Origin of the sequence: Diaminobutyricibacter sp. McL0608, from assembly GCF_039613825.1 — a bacterium.
Lineage (GTDB): Bacteria > Actinomycetota > Actinomycetes > Actinomycetales > Microbacteriaceae > Diaminobutyricibacter.
The window spans coordinates 3,207,967-3,225,279 of sequence record NZ_CP154826.1 but is presented as its reverse complement, the minus strand read 5'-3'; the positions used below and the strand labels follow the sequence as shown (position 1 = coordinate 3,225,279).

The 17,313-nt window shown below is 70.1% G+C and carries 17 protein-coding genes; 4 read left to right on the top strand and 13 right to left on the bottom strand.

Annotated features, from left to right (window positions below):
* Positions 1 to 3: 3 nt before the first annotated feature.
* Both AAYO93_RS15465 and AAYO93_RS15460 read left to right on the top strand, forming a co-directional pair.
* A complete protein-coding gene (locus AAYO93_RS15465) occupies positions 4 to 1,824 on the top strand; it encodes an NTP transferase domain-containing protein (protein WP_345762053.1) in 1,821 nt (606 codons plus the stop codon).
* On the top strand, positions 1,821 to 2,072 hold the full coding sequence (locus tag AAYO93_RS15460; protein WP_345762052.1) for a DUF6457 domain-containing protein: 252 nt from the start codon (positions 1,821 to 1,823) through the stop codon (positions 2,070 to 2,072). The genes AAYO93_RS15465 and AAYO93_RS15460 overlap by 4 nt, the downstream gene beginning before the upstream one ends.
* Before the next feature lie 33 nt (positions 2,073 to 2,105).
* Here AAYO93_RS15460 and AAYO93_RS15455 read toward each other — a convergent pair whose 3' ends face one another.
* The 6 genes from AAYO93_RS15455 to AAYO93_RS15430 all read right to left on the bottom strand — a co-directional run bounded on the left by AAYO93_RS15455 (position 2,106) and on the right by AAYO93_RS15430 (position 9,293).
* The gene (locus AAYO93_RS15455; RefSeq protein WP_345762051.1) at positions 2,106 to 3,518 is read right to left on the bottom strand and encodes an NAD(P)(+) transhydrogenase (Re/Si-specific) subunit beta; all 1,413 of its coding nucleotides are present in this window, start codon (positions 3,516 to 3,518) and stop codon (positions 2,106 to 2,108) included.
* Positions 3,515 to 3,835, bottom strand: coding sequence for an NAD(P) transhydrogenase subunit alpha (locus AAYO93_RS15450; protein WP_345762050.1), 321 nt, complete (start codon positions 3,833 to 3,835; stop codon positions 3,515 to 3,517). The genes AAYO93_RS15455 and AAYO93_RS15450 overlap by 4 nt, the downstream gene beginning before the upstream one ends.
* On the bottom strand, positions 3,832 to 5,049 hold the full coding sequence (locus AAYO93_RS15445; RefSeq protein ID WP_345762049.1) for an NAD(P) transhydrogenase subunit alpha: 1,218 nt from the start codon (positions 5,047 to 5,049) through the stop codon (positions 3,832 to 3,834). The genes AAYO93_RS15450 and AAYO93_RS15445 overlap by 4 nt, the downstream gene beginning before the upstream one ends.
* Before the next feature lie 74 nt (positions 5,050 to 5,123).
* On the bottom strand, positions 5,124 to 7,127 hold the full coding sequence (locus AAYO93_RS15440; protein WP_345762048.1) for a cell wall-binding repeat-containing protein: 2,004 nt from the start codon (positions 7,125 to 7,127) through the stop codon (positions 5,124 to 5,126).
* Positions 7,128 to 7,227: 100 nt separating this feature from the next.
* Positions 7,228 to 8,937 (bottom strand): cation:proton antiporter, encoded by a 1,710-nt coding sequence (locus AAYO93_RS15435; protein WP_345762047.1) that lies wholly within the window; start codon positions 8,935 to 8,937, stop codon positions 7,228 to 7,230.
* 167 nt (positions 8,938 to 9,104) lie between these two features.
* A complete protein-coding gene (locus AAYO93_RS15430; protein ID WP_345762046.1) occupies positions 9,105 to 9,293 on the bottom strand; it encodes a hypothetical protein in 189 nt (62 codons plus the stop codon).
* A gap of 43 nt (positions 9,294 to 9,336) precedes the next feature.
* Between AAYO93_RS15430 and AAYO93_RS15425 the strand changes: the two genes are divergently transcribed.
* Entirely contained in the window at positions 9,337 to 10,272 is a 936-nt protein-coding gene (locus AAYO93_RS15425) for a ribokinase (protein WP_345762045.1), read from the top strand.
* 140 nt (positions 10,273 to 10,412) lie between these two features.
* On the top strand, positions 10,413 to 11,009 hold the full coding sequence (locus tag AAYO93_RS15420; protein ID WP_345762044.1) for a hypothetical protein: 597 nt from the start codon (positions 10,413 to 10,415) through the stop codon (positions 11,007 to 11,009).
* Here AAYO93_RS15420 and AAYO93_RS15415 read toward each other — a convergent pair.
* From AAYO93_RS15415 to AAYO93_RS15385, 7 genes are read right to left on the bottom strand one after another with little or no spacing between them, the layout of a single operon-like run.
* Positions 10,945 to 11,685 carry a sirohydrochlorin chelatase gene (locus tag AAYO93_RS15415; protein ID WP_345762043.1) on the bottom strand — a complete coding sequence of 247 codons (741 nt, stop codon included), beginning with the start codon at positions 11,683 to 11,685 and terminating at the stop codon, positions 10,945 to 10,947. The genes AAYO93_RS15420 and AAYO93_RS15415 overlap by 65 nt on opposite strands.
* Entirely contained in the window at positions 11,682 to 12,671 is a 990-nt protein-coding gene (locus AAYO93_RS15410) for an NAD(P)/FAD-dependent oxidoreductase (RefSeq protein WP_345762042.1), read from the bottom strand. The genes AAYO93_RS15415 and AAYO93_RS15410 overlap by 4 nt, the downstream gene beginning before the upstream one ends.
* Entirely contained in the window at positions 12,661 to 12,993 is a 333-nt protein-coding gene (fdxA, locus tag AAYO93_RS15405; protein ID WP_345762041.1) for a ferredoxin, read from the bottom strand. Before fdxA ends, AAYO93_RS15410 begins: the two co-directional genes overlap by 11 nt.
* Positions 12,990 to 14,369, bottom strand: a complete 1,380-nt coding sequence (locus AAYO93_RS15400; protein ID WP_345762040.1) for an FAD-dependent oxidoreductase — start codon at positions 14,367 to 14,369, stop codon at positions 12,990 to 12,992. Before AAYO93_RS15400 ends, fdxA begins: the two co-directional genes overlap by 4 nt.
* Positions 14,370 to 15,653: a uroporphyrinogen-III C-methyltransferase gene (cobA, locus tag AAYO93_RS15395; protein ID WP_345762039.1), complete on the bottom strand. Its 1,284-nt coding sequence runs from the start codon at positions 15,651 to 15,653 to the stop codon at positions 14,370 to 14,372. It lies immediately after the preceding gene.
* A complete protein-coding gene (locus tag AAYO93_RS15390; RefSeq protein ID WP_345762038.1) occupies positions 15,650 to 16,576 on the bottom strand; it encodes an ABC transporter permease in 927 nt (308 codons plus the stop codon). The genes cobA and AAYO93_RS15390 overlap by 4 nt, the downstream gene beginning before the upstream one ends.
* The gene (locus AAYO93_RS15385; RefSeq protein ID WP_345762037.1) at positions 16,566 to 17,312 is read right to left on the bottom strand and encodes an ABC transporter ATP-binding protein; all 747 of its coding nucleotides are present in this window, start codon (positions 17,310 to 17,312) and stop codon (positions 16,566 to 16,568) included. The genes AAYO93_RS15390 and AAYO93_RS15385 overlap by 11 nt, the downstream gene beginning before the upstream one ends.
* Position 17,313: the final 1 nt, after the last annotated feature.

The window sequence follows — 17,313 nt, the reverse complement described above, 5'->3', positions numbered from 1 at the left end:
GTAGTGCCGGCGAGAGCCGACGTGGATGCGGTCATCCTCGCGGGCGGTCGCGCCCGGAGGCTCGGCGGCCTCGACAAGGGCGCGCTCGTCTTCGAGGGGAGCACCCTTGTGGAGCGCGCGCTCGCGGCCGCGGATGGCGCGGCCCATCGCATCGTGGTCGGCGACGCGGCTCCCGCGAGCGTGCCTCCTGGCGTGCGGGTCGTCCGGGAGGAGCCCGTCCACTCGGGTCCGGCCAGCGCTGTGATGGCGGGCGTCGACGCTCTGGCCTCCGCCGGTTCGACGGCGACCTGGGCGCTTGTGATCGCCTGCGACGTGGTACATTCCGCGGAGGTGACGGGCGTGCTCCTGGCGGGGGCGGATGCGCATCCGGACGCCGACGGATTCGTTCCGGTCGACGGGGACGGACACCGCCAGGTTCTGATCGGGCTGTACCGTGTCGCTGCGCTTCGCGCCGCGCGCGATGCGATCGGCGGGGTCGCAGACAGCTCGATGAAGCGGCTTCTCGAATCGCTGCGCCTGGTGGAGGTCGCGGTCGGCGCGGGCGCGACCGCCGATGTCGACACTCCGGAGCAGGCGGCGGCGCTCGGCATCGGGCTTCCGCCGGCTCCGACGTTGCTGGCGCCCACGGTGGCGGATGCTCGGCTCCGGGCGCACGAACTCGGGGCGGCACGGCTGACCGGTCACCGCCGACTCGCGGTGGAATCCGCGGCAGGCCTCACTCTCGCCGACGATGTCGTCGCCGAGACAGCCGTTCCGGCGTTCAACAATTCGGCCATGGACGGCTGGGCGGTGGCGGGCCCCGGCCCGTGGCGGCTCGGGGAGCCGATCCACGCCGGCGACGACATCGACGAGTCGCCACTGGAGGAGGGCACCGCCCACCGGATCATGACGGGCGCTGAAGTTCCGCCCGGCACCTGGGCTGTGGTGCGCCGGGAGGACGGCATCGACGTCGCAGTGCCGGCCGGCACCCCGCAGCTCTCCCTTCGGGAAGGCCTGCCGCAGCCCCGCGGTGGTCACCACATCCGGCCCGCAGGTGAGGAGGCGTCAGCGGGCGAGGCCGTGCTTCGTCGCGGCCAGGTCCTCACGCCGCCGCGCCTCGGGCTCGCAGCCGCGTGCGGTGTCGACACCGTGTCCGTGCGCAACCTGCCGACCGTCGAACTGGTGGTCGTCGGCGACGAACTCGTCGGTGCCGGCACTTCCGGCGGCGGCAAGATCCGGGATGCGCTCACGCCGCAGCTCATACCGCTGATCGAGAGCATCGGCGGGCGCGCCACCGGTGCGGCACGCGTCGGCGACCACGCACCCGACATCGAGACGGCGATCCAGCGCAGCGCGGCAGACGTGATCGTCGTCACGGGTGGCACATCGCTGGGCGATGCCGACCACACCCGGGCGGTGCTGAACGGCCTGGGCGCCCGCCTCCTGATCGACGGAATCCTGTCGCGTCCGGGCCGACCGGCGTTGGTCGCCCACCTCGAGAGCGGCAGCCTGGTGATCTGTCTTCCGGGCAACCCGCTCGCAGCGATGCTGGCGTCCCTGGTCCTCCTGTGCCCGATGCTCGACGGAATGCTCGGGCGGCCCCTGAACCCTCTGCCGCAGGTGCGGCTCGGGTCGGGCATCCCCAATCCCCGTCCTGGGGCGTTGCTGGTACCGTCCCGCATGACGCCCGATGGATCAGCGGCGCCGGCCGACTGGACCGACTCCGGCATGCTCCGCGGTCTCGCGCTGGCAGACCTTGTCGCGGTCGTGCCGCCCGGCGGCACTCCGGCCGATGACCTCGTGGATGCGCTTCCCTTGCCCTGGAACCGAAAGGACCCCGTATGACCACGCTCGACGAATGGCTCGCGGCGCTCACCGAAGAACTCGGCTGCGAGATCTCGCCGGACCTGATTCCTGCGGTCCTCGATCTTGCACGGGATGCTGCACACGCCATCCAGCGACCCGCGGCCCCGCTCTCGGCATATGTCGCCGGCTATGCCGCGGGTCTCGCCCAGGCCGACCAGCGCGCGCAGGCCGCGATCGTCGAACGCGCGAGGGTGTTCGCCGAGGGCTGGCCGCAGCCGGGCGACTGACTCGGCCGGCCGGCCGGGCCGAGCCGCGCGGTGTCAGTTGGTCACGTACTGCTTCACCGCCGAGACCAGCTGACTGAGACCCTGCTTCGCCTCGGCGAAGTACATGCCGGTCTTCGGCAGGCTGAAGAGCTCGTTGGCGATGCCCGCGTAGCCGGGCGACATCGACCGCTTGAGCACGACCACCGATTTCGCGTGGTCGACGTCGAGGATGGGCATCCCCGACACCGGGTTGCCGGAGCGCCTGGCAGCAGGGTTGGTCACATCGTTCGCGCCGACCACGAGGGCGACGTCGCAGTTCTCGAAGGCACGGTTGGCCTCCTCCAGCTGCAGCAGGTCGTCATACGGGACAGCCACCTCGGCGAGGAGCACGTTCATGTGCCCCGGCATGCGACCGGCGACCGGGTGGATGGCGTACTTCACGTCGACCCCGTGCTGCTCGAGCAGCTCTGCCAGCTCGGCGACTTCGTGCTGCGCCTGACCGGCTGCGAGCCCGTAGCCCGGGACGATGATCACATGCTGGGCGTAGGCGAGCTGGATGGCGACATCGTCGGCGCTGAGGCTGCGCACATCGGCATCCTCCCCGGCGTCGGCAGCGGATCCGCCGGACCCAGCCCCGAAACCACCGACCAGGATGTTCGCCACCGACCGGTTCATCGCCGCCGCCATCTGCAGGGTCAGGATGGTACCCGCAGCGCCCACGAGGGCGCCCGCGATGATCATGGCTTCGTTGCCGATCACGAACCCGGCCATCGCGACCGCGAGACCCGTGAACGCGTTGAGCAGTGAGACGACGACCGGAGCATCCGCCCCACCGATCGGGAGGACCATCAGCACGCCGAACGCGAGAGCGGCGACGAGCAGGCCGATCACGGCGACGGGGCCGGGTGGAAGCAGGATGATCGCCAGCGCGGCGCCGATGGCGATCACGATGGCGAGCACGTTGAGGACGCGGGACCCGAAGAACCGGATGCTCCTGCCGGAGACCACACCCTGCAGTTTGCCTGCGGCGATGAGCGAGCCGGAGAACGTCACAGAACCGATCAGCACGTCGAGCACGATCGGGATCGACACGCTCAGGTCCAGCGTCGTGCTCGTGGGCGCTGTGAGGATCTCGGCCAATGCGATCGCCGCTGCCGCTCCACCGCCGACCGCATTGAAGAGGCTGACGAGCTGCGGGATCGCGGTCATCTTCACCCGAGTCGCCCCGAGCACGCCGGCGACACTGCCGATGGCGATGCCCACGGCGAGCACGATCCAGCCGGTCGGCGAACCCGACCCGGCGATCGCGAGCACCAGGGTGGCGACGATCGCGACAGCCATCCCTGACGCGGACAGGAGGTTGCCGCGTCTCGCAGTGGACGGAGTGCGCATGAGGTGCAGGCCGACCACGAACGCGACCGAGGCAGCGAGATAGGCGAGGCCGGTTCCGAGCTCGAGAGGAGTCATTTCACGGATTCCTTCGTCTCGGCCGGCCGTCGGTTCTTCGGCGCCCGGAACATCCGCAGCATCCGATCGGTCACGAGGTAGCCGCCGACCACGTTGGCCGCGGCGAACGCCGAAGCGATCCCGGCCAGCAGGTAGCCGATCGGGGTGTCCGCGGCGGTCGCGGTGAGGATGGCGCCGACGATCACGACACCATGGATGGCGTTCGCCCCTGACATCATCGGCGTGTGCAGCGTCGAGGGGATCTTGCTGATCACCTCGAAGCCGACCAGAAGCGCCAGGACGAACACAGTGATTCCCGTGAAGAGTTCTGTACTCACGAGCGCACCTCCTCCGATCGGGCCGTGGTGCTGTCGCCCAGTCCCATCGCCGTCCGGACAGCAGGACTCACGATCTCGCGGTCATGACACACCACGACGCTGCGCTGCAGTTCGTCACCGAGATCGGGGGCGAACCGGCCTTCGTGGGTGAGCGCGGTGACAAGCGCCTGCACGTTCTTCGCGAACATCCGGGACGCCGCTGTGGGGATGGTCGTCGCGAGATCACTGCTGCCGATCACCGTGACCCCGTTCGCTGTGACGAACCGCTGACCGTCGGTGGAGCCGTGGACGTTCCCGCCCAGCGGGCCGCTCGCGAGATCGACGCAGACGGAGCCGCGGGACATCGACGCGAGCGTGTCCTCCGGCACGAGCACCGGCGGTCGCCTTCCGGGAACTTTGGCCGTGGTGATCACCACATCGAACTTCGTGATGAGCTGGGAGAGCTCCTGCTGCTGCGCGGCCAGCTCGTCAGGGGTCATGGCCCGCGCGTAGCCGCCTGAGCCCGCTCCCGCGGCGACCGAGGAGGTGGCGAAGGATGCGCCCACCGACTCCACCTCGCCGCGCGACGCGGGCCGCACGTCGTAGCCGGTCACCACGGCGCCCAGCCGGCGTGCAGTGCTCAGCGCCTGGAGCCCGGCGACACCGGCCCCGATGACGAGCACGCGAGCGGGGCGAGCGGTTCCGGCGGCGGTGATCATCATCGGGAAGAACCCGCCGAAGGCCTCGGCGGCCACGATCGCCGCCCGATAGCCGGCGGCCGCCGACTGCGAGCTCAGCGCATCCATCGACTGTGCACGACTGAGCGTGCGGGGCAGCAGCTCGAACGCCGCGACGGTGACACCGCGCTCACACAACTCGTCCATCAGGTCGAGGTTCTGCAGAGGATCGAGGAGGCCGACGAGGCCCTGGCCTTCACGCAGCGTCGACGTGACCTCCGGCGGCGGGAGCCGCAGCGCCGCGAGCACGTCGGCGCGTTCGATCACCTCGCCGCGCGGCGCGATCGTCGCACCGACAGCGGAATAGTCGGCATCCGCCCATCCGGCCGGCCCGGCCGCGCCGCTCTCCAGGAGCACGCGGTGACCGTTCCTCCCGAACTCGGCAACCACATCGGGATCGACGGCCACGCGGCGCTCGCCAGGGGCGGTCTCGCGAAGAACGCCGATCGACAGGGCAGCCCGCTGGTCGCCAGGCGGGTTCGGTGACAGCGACGTCATATCAGCAGCATAGGTCGCGGAGGAGCGTTCGTCGCGGATGCGCGGCTGTGCTCCCCGCGGCTATGGTGCTGCGACTACCAGGTGCCGAGGTCGGGCGCCTGGTCCCGGGGCTGCGGCTGCGGTGCGAGCGGTACGGAACGCGGCGCCAGCGAGAACGGAGCGATCGGTGCCCAGTCGGAGCGGAGCAACTGCGCCCAGGTCGAGAATCGCGTGTCTCCGGTGAGTCTGGCGAGCGTATCCAGCTGCCACGAGTGGATCGGGTGATAGTTTGCGTTCTGCCAGAGCGGGCTCTGGCAGTAAACCGCCTGCACGCAGTAGTACGAGACGCCGCCCACCACCCGGACTGCGGGCAGCATCCGCTCGAGCACCGTCGTCGCCGCGCCGTCGATCAGGCCGGCGACAGTGGCATTGCCGGTGTGACGCCAGTAGTCGTACAGGCCGAACAAGGCGAAGATGTGCCCGTTCAGAACCAGCAGAGGGGGCTGGTTGCCGGCATATTCCTCGAAGTAGAGGTGGTGATCGATGGCCAGGCTCACCCAGGGCGCACTCGCGGAGTGCTGCTGCGTGAAACTCGTGACTGTCTTGTTTGCCGCGTTGTCCCACACGCTGTCGTGGGTCGCCTCCGCGAGCCGCACGAAGAGGGAGAGCACCTCGCCCTGCGCCATCCCCGAGTACCAGGGCGCCTTGAGCGTTCGGTCGTAGTAGGTCCACGGGAAGCTGTACGGGAACCACCAGGAGCCGTTGCTCACGGTATGAATCGCGATCAGCTGCTGGCCCTGACGGATCGCACGGTTGAGCCAGAGCGTGTTTCCGGTTTTCTGGTATTCGAGAAGCGCTGAGATGCCGTACTGGGCATAGGCGACCGGATGATCGGCGCGCGCTCCGTTGTCGCGACGGGTGTAGATCACCAGCCCGGTCGAGTCGACTTTGACGGACGAGCTGTTCACGTCGACGGGCGGCCGGTCCGAGTACGGCAGATCCGCTGTGGTGGAGAGGGCCCATCCCGAGGTCGCCCATCCGGTGAGTGGTTCGGTGACGATCGGGTAGACGCAGTGCGTGTTGAGTGCCGCCGCTGAGGAGACCACCGATTCGCCACCCAGGACGATGTTGCTCGTGGCCGCGAGAGTGCTGAGCTGATCCCCCACTGCGGGATCGACACAGGTGCGGGCGCTCAATTCGAGCGGAGCTGCCAACCGGCCGGCGAGCGCTCCCGCCGACAACGCATCTGCGAAGTCGAGCCCAGTGGCCAGGAAGGACGTCGGCGATGAGCCCGCAGGAAAGTAGGCCGCGTTGAGGAGCGCGGCAGTCGCGTAGCGATCCTTGCCGGCGTAACGGGTGACTGTCATGCCGGCCTTCGAGAGCTGCGCCTGGATGCCGGAAGAAACGACGGATGGGCCGCCGACGATACTGATCGTGGTGGCCCCGATCGCCGACAGTCGGCTGAGCACCGCGCCGGTGACGGTGGATCTGCTGCCGTCGACAAGCACGATCGGAGCGTGCCGGGCGCCTGCCGCACCGGTTGCGGCGAGGGCGTCGGGGAACGAGCGTCCGGTCGCGATGATCGCGTGGTCGGTGTGGGCGAACGCGGTGCGGATGATCGCGTCAGCCGTTGCGTATCGGTCGGCACCGGCCAGGCGCTCGGTCGACGCGATGTGCGACAGAGCCGTGGCGACGCCCGCGCTGATGACACCCGTGCCTCCGACGACATAGATGTGCTGTGGCTGCAGTCGGGTGAGCTCGGCGCCGACGGCTGCGGGCAACTGGTTCGGCTGGGTCAGCAGGAGAGGACCGCCGAGCTCGGCAGCCGCGGAGGCGGCCGAGAGAGCATCCGGGAAGTCCGCGCCGGTCGCGACGAACGCGGCCTCAACTCCGGGCGAGTACCGCTGCGAAACGGCGATCGCGGTGTCGTAACGGGTCTGGCCGCTCAGCCGGGTGACGCCGGCCGAGAAAGGTGCGATCACCGGGTCTGCGGGCGAGGCGGCAGCCGGACCTGCCGCGGCGACGGCGGGGACGGCGACGCCGACGGAAAGCGCCAGCCCGAACGCGACGACCCAGGCCAGCACGGCGCGATGATGCATGTTCGATAACTCCGCTCGAGATGGGGAGCCAGATCGGACCCGCCGGACGACTATATACGATGCTGTCTACCTGAATCCTCCATGGACGACGTGATCCCGGTCATTGGTCCGCTGGCGCGCCCTTCAACTCGATACTGATCTGGTCGGCGTCGAGGTTGTCGAGTGCATGGTTCAGGATCTCGGCGCTGAATGTTCCGTCGTCGCGCGCATCCAGGAGCGCTGTTCGCTGCGCCTCGATGATGTGGATGGTGAGCGCTTTGAGTGCGGCGAAACTCTCTGGCGTGGGAAGGGCCGCGTCGGCAGCAGTGTCGGTCGGGAGCTCGACGACCGGCGCGCTGGCGGCCCGGATGTCGCGCTCGATGGTGGTGAGCATGGCGAGCAGCCTTCCACGTTCCTCCAGCTCCGCCTGCTCGTCCGGTGCCGCAGGCTTCAGCCAGCCGACGACGACGCTGAGCGTGCCGCCCTGGATCAGGAGTGACATGGCGGCGACGACGAACGCGACCAGGATGAGGAAGGCGCGGTCCGGTGTCTCGGGAGGCAGGGTCTGGGCGGCGGCCACGGTGACCGCCCCGCGCATCCCGGCCCACACCAGCACGCCGCCTTCGCGCCAGCCGAGCGGTGTCGCGAGCAGGTAGTCGATGTCGGCGATCACGCGGCGGGTGTGGGTCTTGGCCCGTTCGAGTTGCTCCGGTCCCGGCGCGGGTCGCTGAGAGCCCGGCCGACCCGAGGGAGGGTCCGGACTGTCGAGCCGCTGCTGCATCACATCCAGTTGCGGCTTCACCAACTCGCTCCGCCTCGCGCGCCGACCAACGCCGGCGAGCAGTGCGGCGACGTACGCGGCGCGCACGAGGAGGGTCAGCACGAAGGCGCCGACCGCGACGACCAGGGCCGGCCCGAGACCGTCGTTCCGGTACTGCACCTCGTTGATGATGCCGAACAGTTCGAGACCCATCAGCAGGAAGATCGCGCCCTCGAAGACGAGTTCCACTGCGCGCCAGTTCTGGCTGTCCGAGAGGCGGTGCTGGGGCGGGAGGCGGCGGGCGGCGCCGTGGCCGGTGACCAGCCCGGCGACGACGGCCGCCACGAGACCGGATGCCCCGAGCAGTTCAGCCGGGATGGAGGCGAGGAAGGGCACCGTGAAGGAGATGACCGTGTTGACCGTCGCATCCGGCACCTTCGAACGCACCCAGAGGTTCAGGTGGCCGACGACGAAACCGAGAATCACGGCGATCACCACGGCGTAGAGGAAGCTGCCGAGCACGCCCCAGAACGAGATCGCGGCCGCGGTCGCCGCGACGGCCGTGCGCAGGAGTACGAGGGCGGTCGCGTCGTTCAGGAGACTCTCGCCCTCGAGCACAGCGACCACCCGGCCCCGGATGCCGACCCGCTTCACGATCGACGTCGCCACCGCATCCGTGGGACTCACGATCGCGCCGAGCGCGATACCCCACCAGATGCTGAGACCCGGGATCACCCACGCGAAGAAGAAACCGAGCACGATCGACGAGATGACGACGAGTGCGACCGACAGACCGCCGATGGCGTTGAACTCGCGGCGGAAGTTCATGGCCGGCATCTGGACGGAGGCCGAATACAGGAGCGGGGGAAGGATGCCCGCGAGGATCAGCTCCGAACTCACGTGCAGGGGCGGCACGAACGGCAGCAGGCTGATCGCGATGCCGAGGACGACGAGGATGATCGGGGCCGCGATCCGGAGGCGCGGCGCGAGAGCGGCCGCGGCCGCGACGACGAGCAGCCCGGCGACGGCGATCATCAGCGCTTCGATCGGCTCACCCCCGTACGTGCGCACCCGTGGTCGGAATGGACCCCATCCTACGGGCGGGCGCGCTGGAGGCGCCTCCCGCGCTCGCTCGTGAGCTGGCACTCACTGGGCCCGAAGTGTCCGTCTGGGGACGGCTTTGGGACGTATTGGGCCCAGTGGGCGCCCACTCATTCGCCTCAGGGTGCGCGGTGCGCTCAGTTGGCAGTTGTTGTCGCGCCGCCGTGGGTTGAGGCGACAACGACTGCCAGGTCGATCTCGCCCGCGCCGAAGGGGCGCGTCTTCAGGAAGGTCAGGCTCGTGCCGGTGCGGGCGACGGGCCCATAGCCGAGTCGCCGGGCGAGGGCGACCGAGCGGATGTTGTCCTCGTCGATGACCGCGGTCACCCAGTGCGCGCCGAGGGTTGCGAACCCGCGCTAGGGTGGCCCGGTGAGCGTCGTCGTCGTCGGGAGTGCCAACCTCGATCTCGTCTACCGGGTGGAACGCATCCCGGCGGCGGGGGAGACCGTGCTTGCGAAAGGCTTCGATTCGGCGCCGGGTGGCAAGGGCAACAACCAGGTGACCGCTGCCGCGCGTGCCGGTGCCGACGCATCCTTCATCGCGGCGATCGGCGCTGATGCCGCCGGCGACCGGCTGGTCGCGAGTCTCGTCGACAGCGGCGTCGATCTTCACCTGCGGCGAACGGATGCGCCCAGCGGCACCGCCGTCATCTACGTGGACGACCGCGCCGAGAACTCGATCGTCGTCGACTCCGGCGCCAATCGGATGCTCAAGGACCTGACGGCCGACGAACGAGCGATTATCGGCGATGCGCGGGTTCTGCTTCTTCAGCTGGAGACTCCGCCGGAGACCGTCGCCGCGGCTGCTGCGGTCGCCCGCGCTGCCGGAACGATCGTGGTGCTCAATGCCGCCCCGATCCGCACGCTCTCGCCGGCCCTTCTCCAGACGATCGACGTGCTCGTCGTGAACGAGCACGAGGCCGCGCTGCTCGTCGAAGACCTGCGCGACGAGGATCCCGCGGGGCTGAGCGAGCAAGCCCTGGCAACGGCACTCGCCGAGTCGGGGTTCGCCGTGATCGTCACGCTCGGTGTGCGCGGCGCCGTCGTGAGCGTCCCCAGTGCGGGTAACGCCTTCGTGGAGGGCTTGACCGTCGACGCCGTCGACACGACCGGAGCCGGCGATACGTTCTGCGGCGCTCTCGTCGCCGAGCTCGAGCGCTCGGGCGCATCCGCTCTCGACCTCGGGACCCTCGTGCGATGCGCCGAATTCGCCACCGTCGCCGCGGCGCTCTCTGTGCAGCGGCCTGGTGCCGTCCCGTCAATCCCGACCCTCGCAGAGATCCAGGCCTTTCGCGCGACCCTCTGACGCTCGAGTCGTCACGAACTCACGGAAAAGGTCGCGGTGAAAGGGAGTTACTGGCCTCTGGGTCTAGTGGTCCGCGGGGATGTGACGCTGTGTGGCGTCGGGGGTGTCGCCGGCGTCGCACTGCGAACTACCATCCCCGGATGGGCGTGAACGGACTGGGAACAGAGCCGCCGCTGACGAGCGAGCTGAGCTTCGAGCGGCGCTGGTCCATTGGGCTGCGCGCGGGCGCTCGCGTGAGCGTCGCGCTGGGACTTCTTGCCCTGGTCGTCACTGTCGTCGCTGCCGCTGCCCTCGTCATCGCGTTCGCGACGAACGCCACATCACCAGCCGACACCGCAACCCCGAAGACCATTGACGGCACACGCGTCATGCTCCTCCTCGTTGTGGCCCTCGGGTCGGTCGTCGTCGCCGCGACCTGGAGGCTGTGGCGCGTCGTCACCCGCGACGGGCAGTGGGTTACCGCATCGCCGACCCTGCCCGCCGTGGTCGAGCGAGACGGCCGGCTCGTGATCGAGAAGTACGCCGGACAGTGCCCGGAATGCGGCTCGCGTCTCCGGTTCTACAACCGGCCCGTGCGCTGGCACGACGAACCGGATGAAGCCGGCCGGCGTCCTGTGGTCGACGAGAGGTCTCCTGCCGCCGAGTGCCGCAGCGACCTGCGGCACTGGTGGATCATCGACCGCCGGTCGCCGGGAGCTGCGACAGCGCCTGAGCGGCCTGCGAGTAGCGATCGATGACGAGGTCCACCAGTTCCTGGGCCGGCGGCCGTTCGGCCTGAAGGAGCGGGGCTGTGATCAGGTCCGAGTCTGCCGCGGCGGCGAGACGGGCGAAGAAGCCGGGTGCGAGCAGATAGGTTGCGACCGCCACGCGTCGTTCGGGATGCGCATCCCGCGCCGCCTGGATCGCAGCGTCGAGGCGCGGTTCCGCTGACGCAAGGAAGCCCACTGTGACCTCTCGTCCGAGGCGGCTGCCGAGCGCCGCCGCGACGGATTCGCAGTCGGCGACCGCATCCGGATCGCTCGACCCCGCGGCTGCCAGCACGACCTGGTCGTCGTCGCGCAGCCCGGCCTCCCGAAGGCGGACCGCGAGAACGTCGATGAGCCGGTCGTCCGGACCGAGCGCCGGGGTGACCAGCGTCGGACGCGGGGCGATGCTCTGCGCTGCCTCTGCGATGTCGACCCGCACGTGGTAGCCGGTGGACAGCAGCAGTGGCACGATGATCAGCGGAGACGTGCCGGGCGCGTCGGCGAGCGTGGTGGGCACATCCGGCTGCTGCACGTCGACGAAGCAGTCCAGCACGGGCGCGGCCACCCGATCGGCGACGGCGTCGACGAGCGCGCGGATGGCCGCCTGGCCCTGCAGGTCTCCTGTGCCATGGGAGGGGAGGACCAGCATCGTCTCGGTGGAGGTCATCCGAACACGTCCGCGCCTGCAGCCGCGGCGGCGACCGGCGCCCGTTCTGCGACGAGATCGGCGACCACGCCAGAGGCCGCACGAGCACCGGCGCCAGCGGCGATGATCAGCTGCTGCGGACCCGGCGCGACCAGATCGCCGGCCGCATACAGCCCGGGGATGCGGGTGCGCCCGTCGGCGTCGGCGACCACGAAGCCGTCGTCATCGATCGCGGGTGCGGCCTCCCCGAGGAACTCGAGCGGCGCCTCCCACGTCGGCCGCACGAAGCCGCCTTCGACGGCGATGGAGGTTCCGTCGGCCATTCGCACCGCTGCCACCTGCCCGCGATGCCCCTCGAGCTCCGCGATCGGCGCACGGACGACGGCGATTCCGCGGGCCGCGAGCTCCGCCGCCTCGCCGGCCCCAAGCGATGCCACGCCGTTCGTGAAGACCGTCAGCGTATCCGTCCAGCGCGAGAGGTGCAGGGCGCGCGCGCGAAGGTCCGCGGTCTCTCCGATCAGGGCGAGCGGGCGGTCGCGCAGCTCCCAGCCGTCGCAGGCGACACAGCTGAACACGCTCATGCCGTAGAACGATCGAAGACCGCCGACCTCTGGCAATGTCTCCCGCAGCCCGGTCGCCAGCAGCACTGTGCGCGCAGCCAGCCGGGAGGTCCCGCCGGGTGCACGCGAGGCGACGTCGACGGAGAACGGATGCGATCCGTGCGTCTCGCGGGCCACTCGCGTGACGGTCGCGCGCTCGTGGATCCGGACGTGCGGATACTCGCGCAGTTCCGCGACGCCCAGCTTGCGCAGTTCGTGGGGTGGGATGCCGTCCCGGCTCAGGAAGCCGTGCGAGCGCAGGGTCGCGGCATTGCGCGGCCTGCCTGTGTCGATCAGCGCGACCGTCGCAACCGCCCGTGCGAGGTTCAGGGCCGCGGACAGCCCCGCGGGTCCGCCCCCGATCACGACGCAGTCCACGAGATCGTCGGGTTGCGTTTCAGAGCTCATGCGAACCCTCCGTGACGGGCAGAGCGGAGATGAGCGGATGATCCTTCGCGATCACACCGACCTTCGCGGCGCCGCCGGGCGAGCCGATGTCGTCGAAGAATTCGACGTTGGCCTTGTAGTAGTCCGACCACTCGTCAGGCAGGTCGTCTTCGTAGTAGATGGCCTCGACCGGGCAGACCGGCTCGCACGCACCGCAGTCGACGCACTCGTCGGGGTGGATGTAGAGGGAGCGTTCGCCTTCGTAGATGCAGTCGACCGGGCACTCGTCGATGCAGGCCCGGTCTTTGACATCGACGCAGGGCAGCGCGATCACGTAGGTCATGAGAGGGCCAGCACCTCGTCGCGCGAGATCGCGACCTGCTCCTCGCGCGGAACCACTTTGACGCGCTCACGTGTCACAGCCAGTGGCGTCGTGCTGCCCAGCTGCCGCTCGTGCGCATCCAGGCGAAGCCAGCCGTCCCAGGTCGTGAACGGCACCCCGCGCGAGGCGAGCAGGGTCAGGATGTCGGCATCCGACGGATCGGATGCGTCGACCAGCGTGTCGAGGTCGGCGACCAGGTTCTCGATCGTCTCGGTCGCGTCGCTCTTGGTGTGGCCGATGAGGCCGACGGGGCCGCGCTTGATCCATCCTGTCGCGTACAGTCCCGGGATGCTGCCGCCGTCGGGGTCGACGACGCGTCCGCCGGTGTTCGGGATGGTACCTGTCGCGGATGCGAACGGCACGTCGTTGACGGGGGAGCCGTAGTAGCCGACGGCCCGGTAGACCGCGCCGATCGGGTAGTCGAGCGTCGCGCCCGTGCCGCTCAGGCGGCCGTCGGCGTCGATGGCGGTGCGCTCGAACCGGAGTCCTTCCACACGATCCTCGCCGACGACCTCGAGGGGCGTGTGGAAGAAGTGCAGGTGCAGCCGGCGACTCGCCGTGCCCACTTCGCGTTCGCGCCAGCTCCCGAAGATGCGGGCGATCACCTTGGACTGGTTGCTCGGCTTGACGCCCTCGCCGGCCGCGGGAACCGCATCCACGGCGAAGTCGGCCTCGTCGAGGATGATGTCGACATCGCGGAGCTCGCCGAGTTCGCGCAGTTCGATCGGCGTGAACTTGACGTCGGCCGGCCCGCGCCGCCCGAAGACGTGCAGATCGGTCACCGCGGAGTCCGTGAGCCCGGCGACCACATTGTCGGGGATCTCCGTAGTCAGGAGGTCCTCCGGATGCTTCGCGAGGATGCGCGCCACGTCGAGAGCGACGTTGCCGTTGCCGATCACTGCGACATGGGCCGCGTCGAGCGTCCAGTCGCGCGGCACATCCGGGTGCCCGTCGTACCAGGAGACGAAGTCGGCCGCACCGTAGGAGCCGGCCAGCTCGACACCGGGGATGTCGAGGTCGGCGTCGCGGATGGCGCCCGTCGCAAAGATCACGGCATGGTAGTACGCCCGCAGGTCGGCGACGCTCAGGTCGGCACCCACCTCGACGTTGGCGATCAGGCGGATGGCGCCGCCGTCGAGCATTTCGTGGAGCGAGGTGACGATGCCTTTGATGCGGGGGTGATCGGGTGCGACCCCGTAGCGGATCAGTCCGTAGGGTGCGGGGAGCGATTCGAAGAGGTCGATCGCGACCCCGGGAACGCGGTTCGCGAGGATGCTCCCGGCGTAGATTCCGGCGGGTCCTGCGCCGACGATTGCGACGCGGATCGGTCGGTTCATTCAGAGGCCTTTCGTGAGGGTGAGTTCGGGTCGGGTCGAGGCTGAGGCAGGTTGGGGATGCGCGTGGTGGCCGAGAGCGACCACGTCGCCGACGATGACGACAGCCGGCGACCGGACGCCGGTCGCCTCCGCGAGCGACCCGATGTCGGCGAGGGTGCCGACCGTGACGCGTTCTCCGGTGCCGTACGCATCCTCGACGATCGCCACCGGGCAGTCGTCGCCGCGCGTACCGGCGGCGAGCGTCGCGGCGGACCTGGCCAGGCCGGACACGCCCATCAGTAGTACGACCGTGTGGTCGCGGCCGCCCGGCAGCTCGGCGAGCTGGTCGTGGCCGGTCACGACGGTGAAGCCGGCCGCCACCCCGCGGTGGGTGACCGGGATGCCCGCGACGGCCGGAGCGGAGATGGCGCTCGTCACGCCCGGCACCACCTGCACGGGCACGCCGGCGTCCCGGCAGAACGCGAGCTCCTCGCCGCCGCGACCGAGCACGTACGGGTCGCCGCCCTTCAGCCGGAGAACGCGCTTGCCCGCCTGTGCGTACCGGACGAGGATCGCATTGATCTCGTCCTGCGGCACCGGATGGTGGCCGGGCAGCTTGCCTGCGTCGATGACTGTGATGCGATCGGAGAGCCCGGCGAGCAGTGTGCGCGGGCCGAGCCGGTCTGCCACCACGACATCCGCCTGCGCGAGAAGGTCGCGTCCGCGCACGGTGATGAGGTCGGGGTCGCCGGGACCGCCGCCGACGAGTGCGACGGAGCCCGCGGGGAAGTCGACGCGACGAGGGCGCGCTGAGGCCGGCGGGAGTTGCGCGAACGGCTCGACGGTTCCGTCGTCGAGTGCCGCGGCCACCGCATCCCGCACAGCCGTCGCGCGACGCGGGTCGCCTCCGGCGGCTACCGAGATGGTGACGCCGTGCCGCCGGGTGACGGCCGGAACCCAGGCGGTCGAGGCCTCGTGGTCGGATGCGTCGACGCACCAGACCCTGGCCGCGTCCGCATCCGCGAGCACCGCTTCGTCGACGCGCGGGTCGCCGGTCGCCGTGTGGACGAGCCATTTTCCGTCGAGGTCGCCGGGGCGGTAGCCCCGTTCGAGCCACGTGACGGCACCGGAGCGGATGAGGTCGGCGAGCTCGCTGCACACCTCGGGCGCGACGACCGTGACGACCGCGTCGGCGACGATGAGCCCGGATGCGCGGCGAGCGGCGACCGGGCCGCCCCCGACGACGAGCGCCTCGCGCCCGGCGAGGCGGAGCGTGAGCGGGTAGAGCGGCTGGGTGGTGTTCATCGGCTTCCTGTCGGTCGGAGTCCGCGGCGGCTGAGCAGTCCGCGCTCGATGGGGGCGAAGACCAGGAGTTCGACGACGACGCCGATCACCAGGATCGTCAGCACAGTGGCGAGCACCGACGCGAGGTCGGCGAGGTCACGGCTCTGCTGCAGCAGCGAGCCGAGGCCGAATCCCATCGACCCCCCGACCGCGATGATCTCGGCCGCCATGAGCGACCGCCACGAGAACGCCCAACCCTGCTTGAGGCCGCCGAAGTAGCCGGGGAGCGCAGCAGGGAGCATGACTTTCGTCGACAGTTTGCGGCGGGATGCGCCGAGCACCAGCCCGACGCGGCGAAGGGAGGGCGGCACCTGGTCGACGCCGGCCAGCAGACCGTTCACGATCGAGGGGATCGCGCCCATCAGCACGACGAAGTAGACCGCGCCGTCGCTGAGCCCGAACCAGAGGATGGCTGCGGGAACCCAGGCGACCGAGGGCAGCACCTGCAGGCCGGAGATGATCGGCCCGAACGCGCGGCGCAGCGGTGCGACCTCGGCGAGCAGCAGGCCGATCGGGGTCGCGACGATGATCGCGATCACGAAACCGGTCGCACCGCGGGTGAGGCTGGTGGTGACGGCGAGCTGCAGCTGCCCGGAGTTCCAGGCAGCGGCGAAGGCGGCGGCGACGTCCGCGGGGCCCGGCACGATGTCGGGACGCGGATGCGCGACCACGATGAAGATCTGCCAGGCGATGACGAGCGCGATGAGCAGCGCGAGGGTCGGGAGCGCGGCGCGGAGAACGCGACGCGTGGTGCTGCGCGGGTGCGCATCCACCGCCTGAAGCGCATCCAGACCGGCCTCGACGCTGCGCAGGTCGTCGCCGGCGGTCTCGTCTCGCTCGCGCAGCGCCACCGGCACGGTCAGCTTCACAGTGTCAGGCAGCATTGGCCCTGATCCCCTCGCGTAGGCGGCCCGTGATGTCGGCCTGCAGGTCGGCGAGGTCGTCGGCGGTCATGGTCGCCCGGGTCGCCCGATCGATCGACCATTCGGCCGCGATGCGACCCGGCCGCGAACCGAGCAGGATGATCCGGTCGCCGAGACGGATCGCCTCGCCGACGTTGTGGGTGACGAAGACGATGGTGCGGCCCGTCTCCAGCCAGATCCGCTCCAGTTCGGCGTGGAGCAGGTCACGCGTGATGGCGTCGACGGCCGCGAACGGCTCGTCCATCAGCAGCACCGGGCGGTCCTGCGCGAGGGCGCGGGCGAGGGCGACGCGCTGGCGCATCCCGCCGGACAGCTGGTGGGGGCGCTTGTCGGCCGCGGTGACGAGGTTCACGAGGTCGAGGAGCTCGAGGGCCTGCGCGCGACGGTCGGCCGCGGGTACGCCGCGGAGTTCCAGGGCGAATTCGACGTTGCGGCTCGCGGTCAGCCAGGGCAGTAGTGCCGACTCCTGGAACATCATCGCGGCCTGGCCGCCGGCGACGTCCACCTCGCCGGCGCTCGCCGGCTCGAGACCGGCCACGATGTTCAGGAGGGTCGACTTGCCGCAGCCGGATGCGCCGACCAGGCACACGAACTCGCCCGCAGCGATGTCGAGTGAAACGTCTTCGAGCACCAGCGGCCCGACCGGCCCGTACCGTTTGGACAGGCGGTCGATCCGGATCGCGGTCTCGACGGTCATG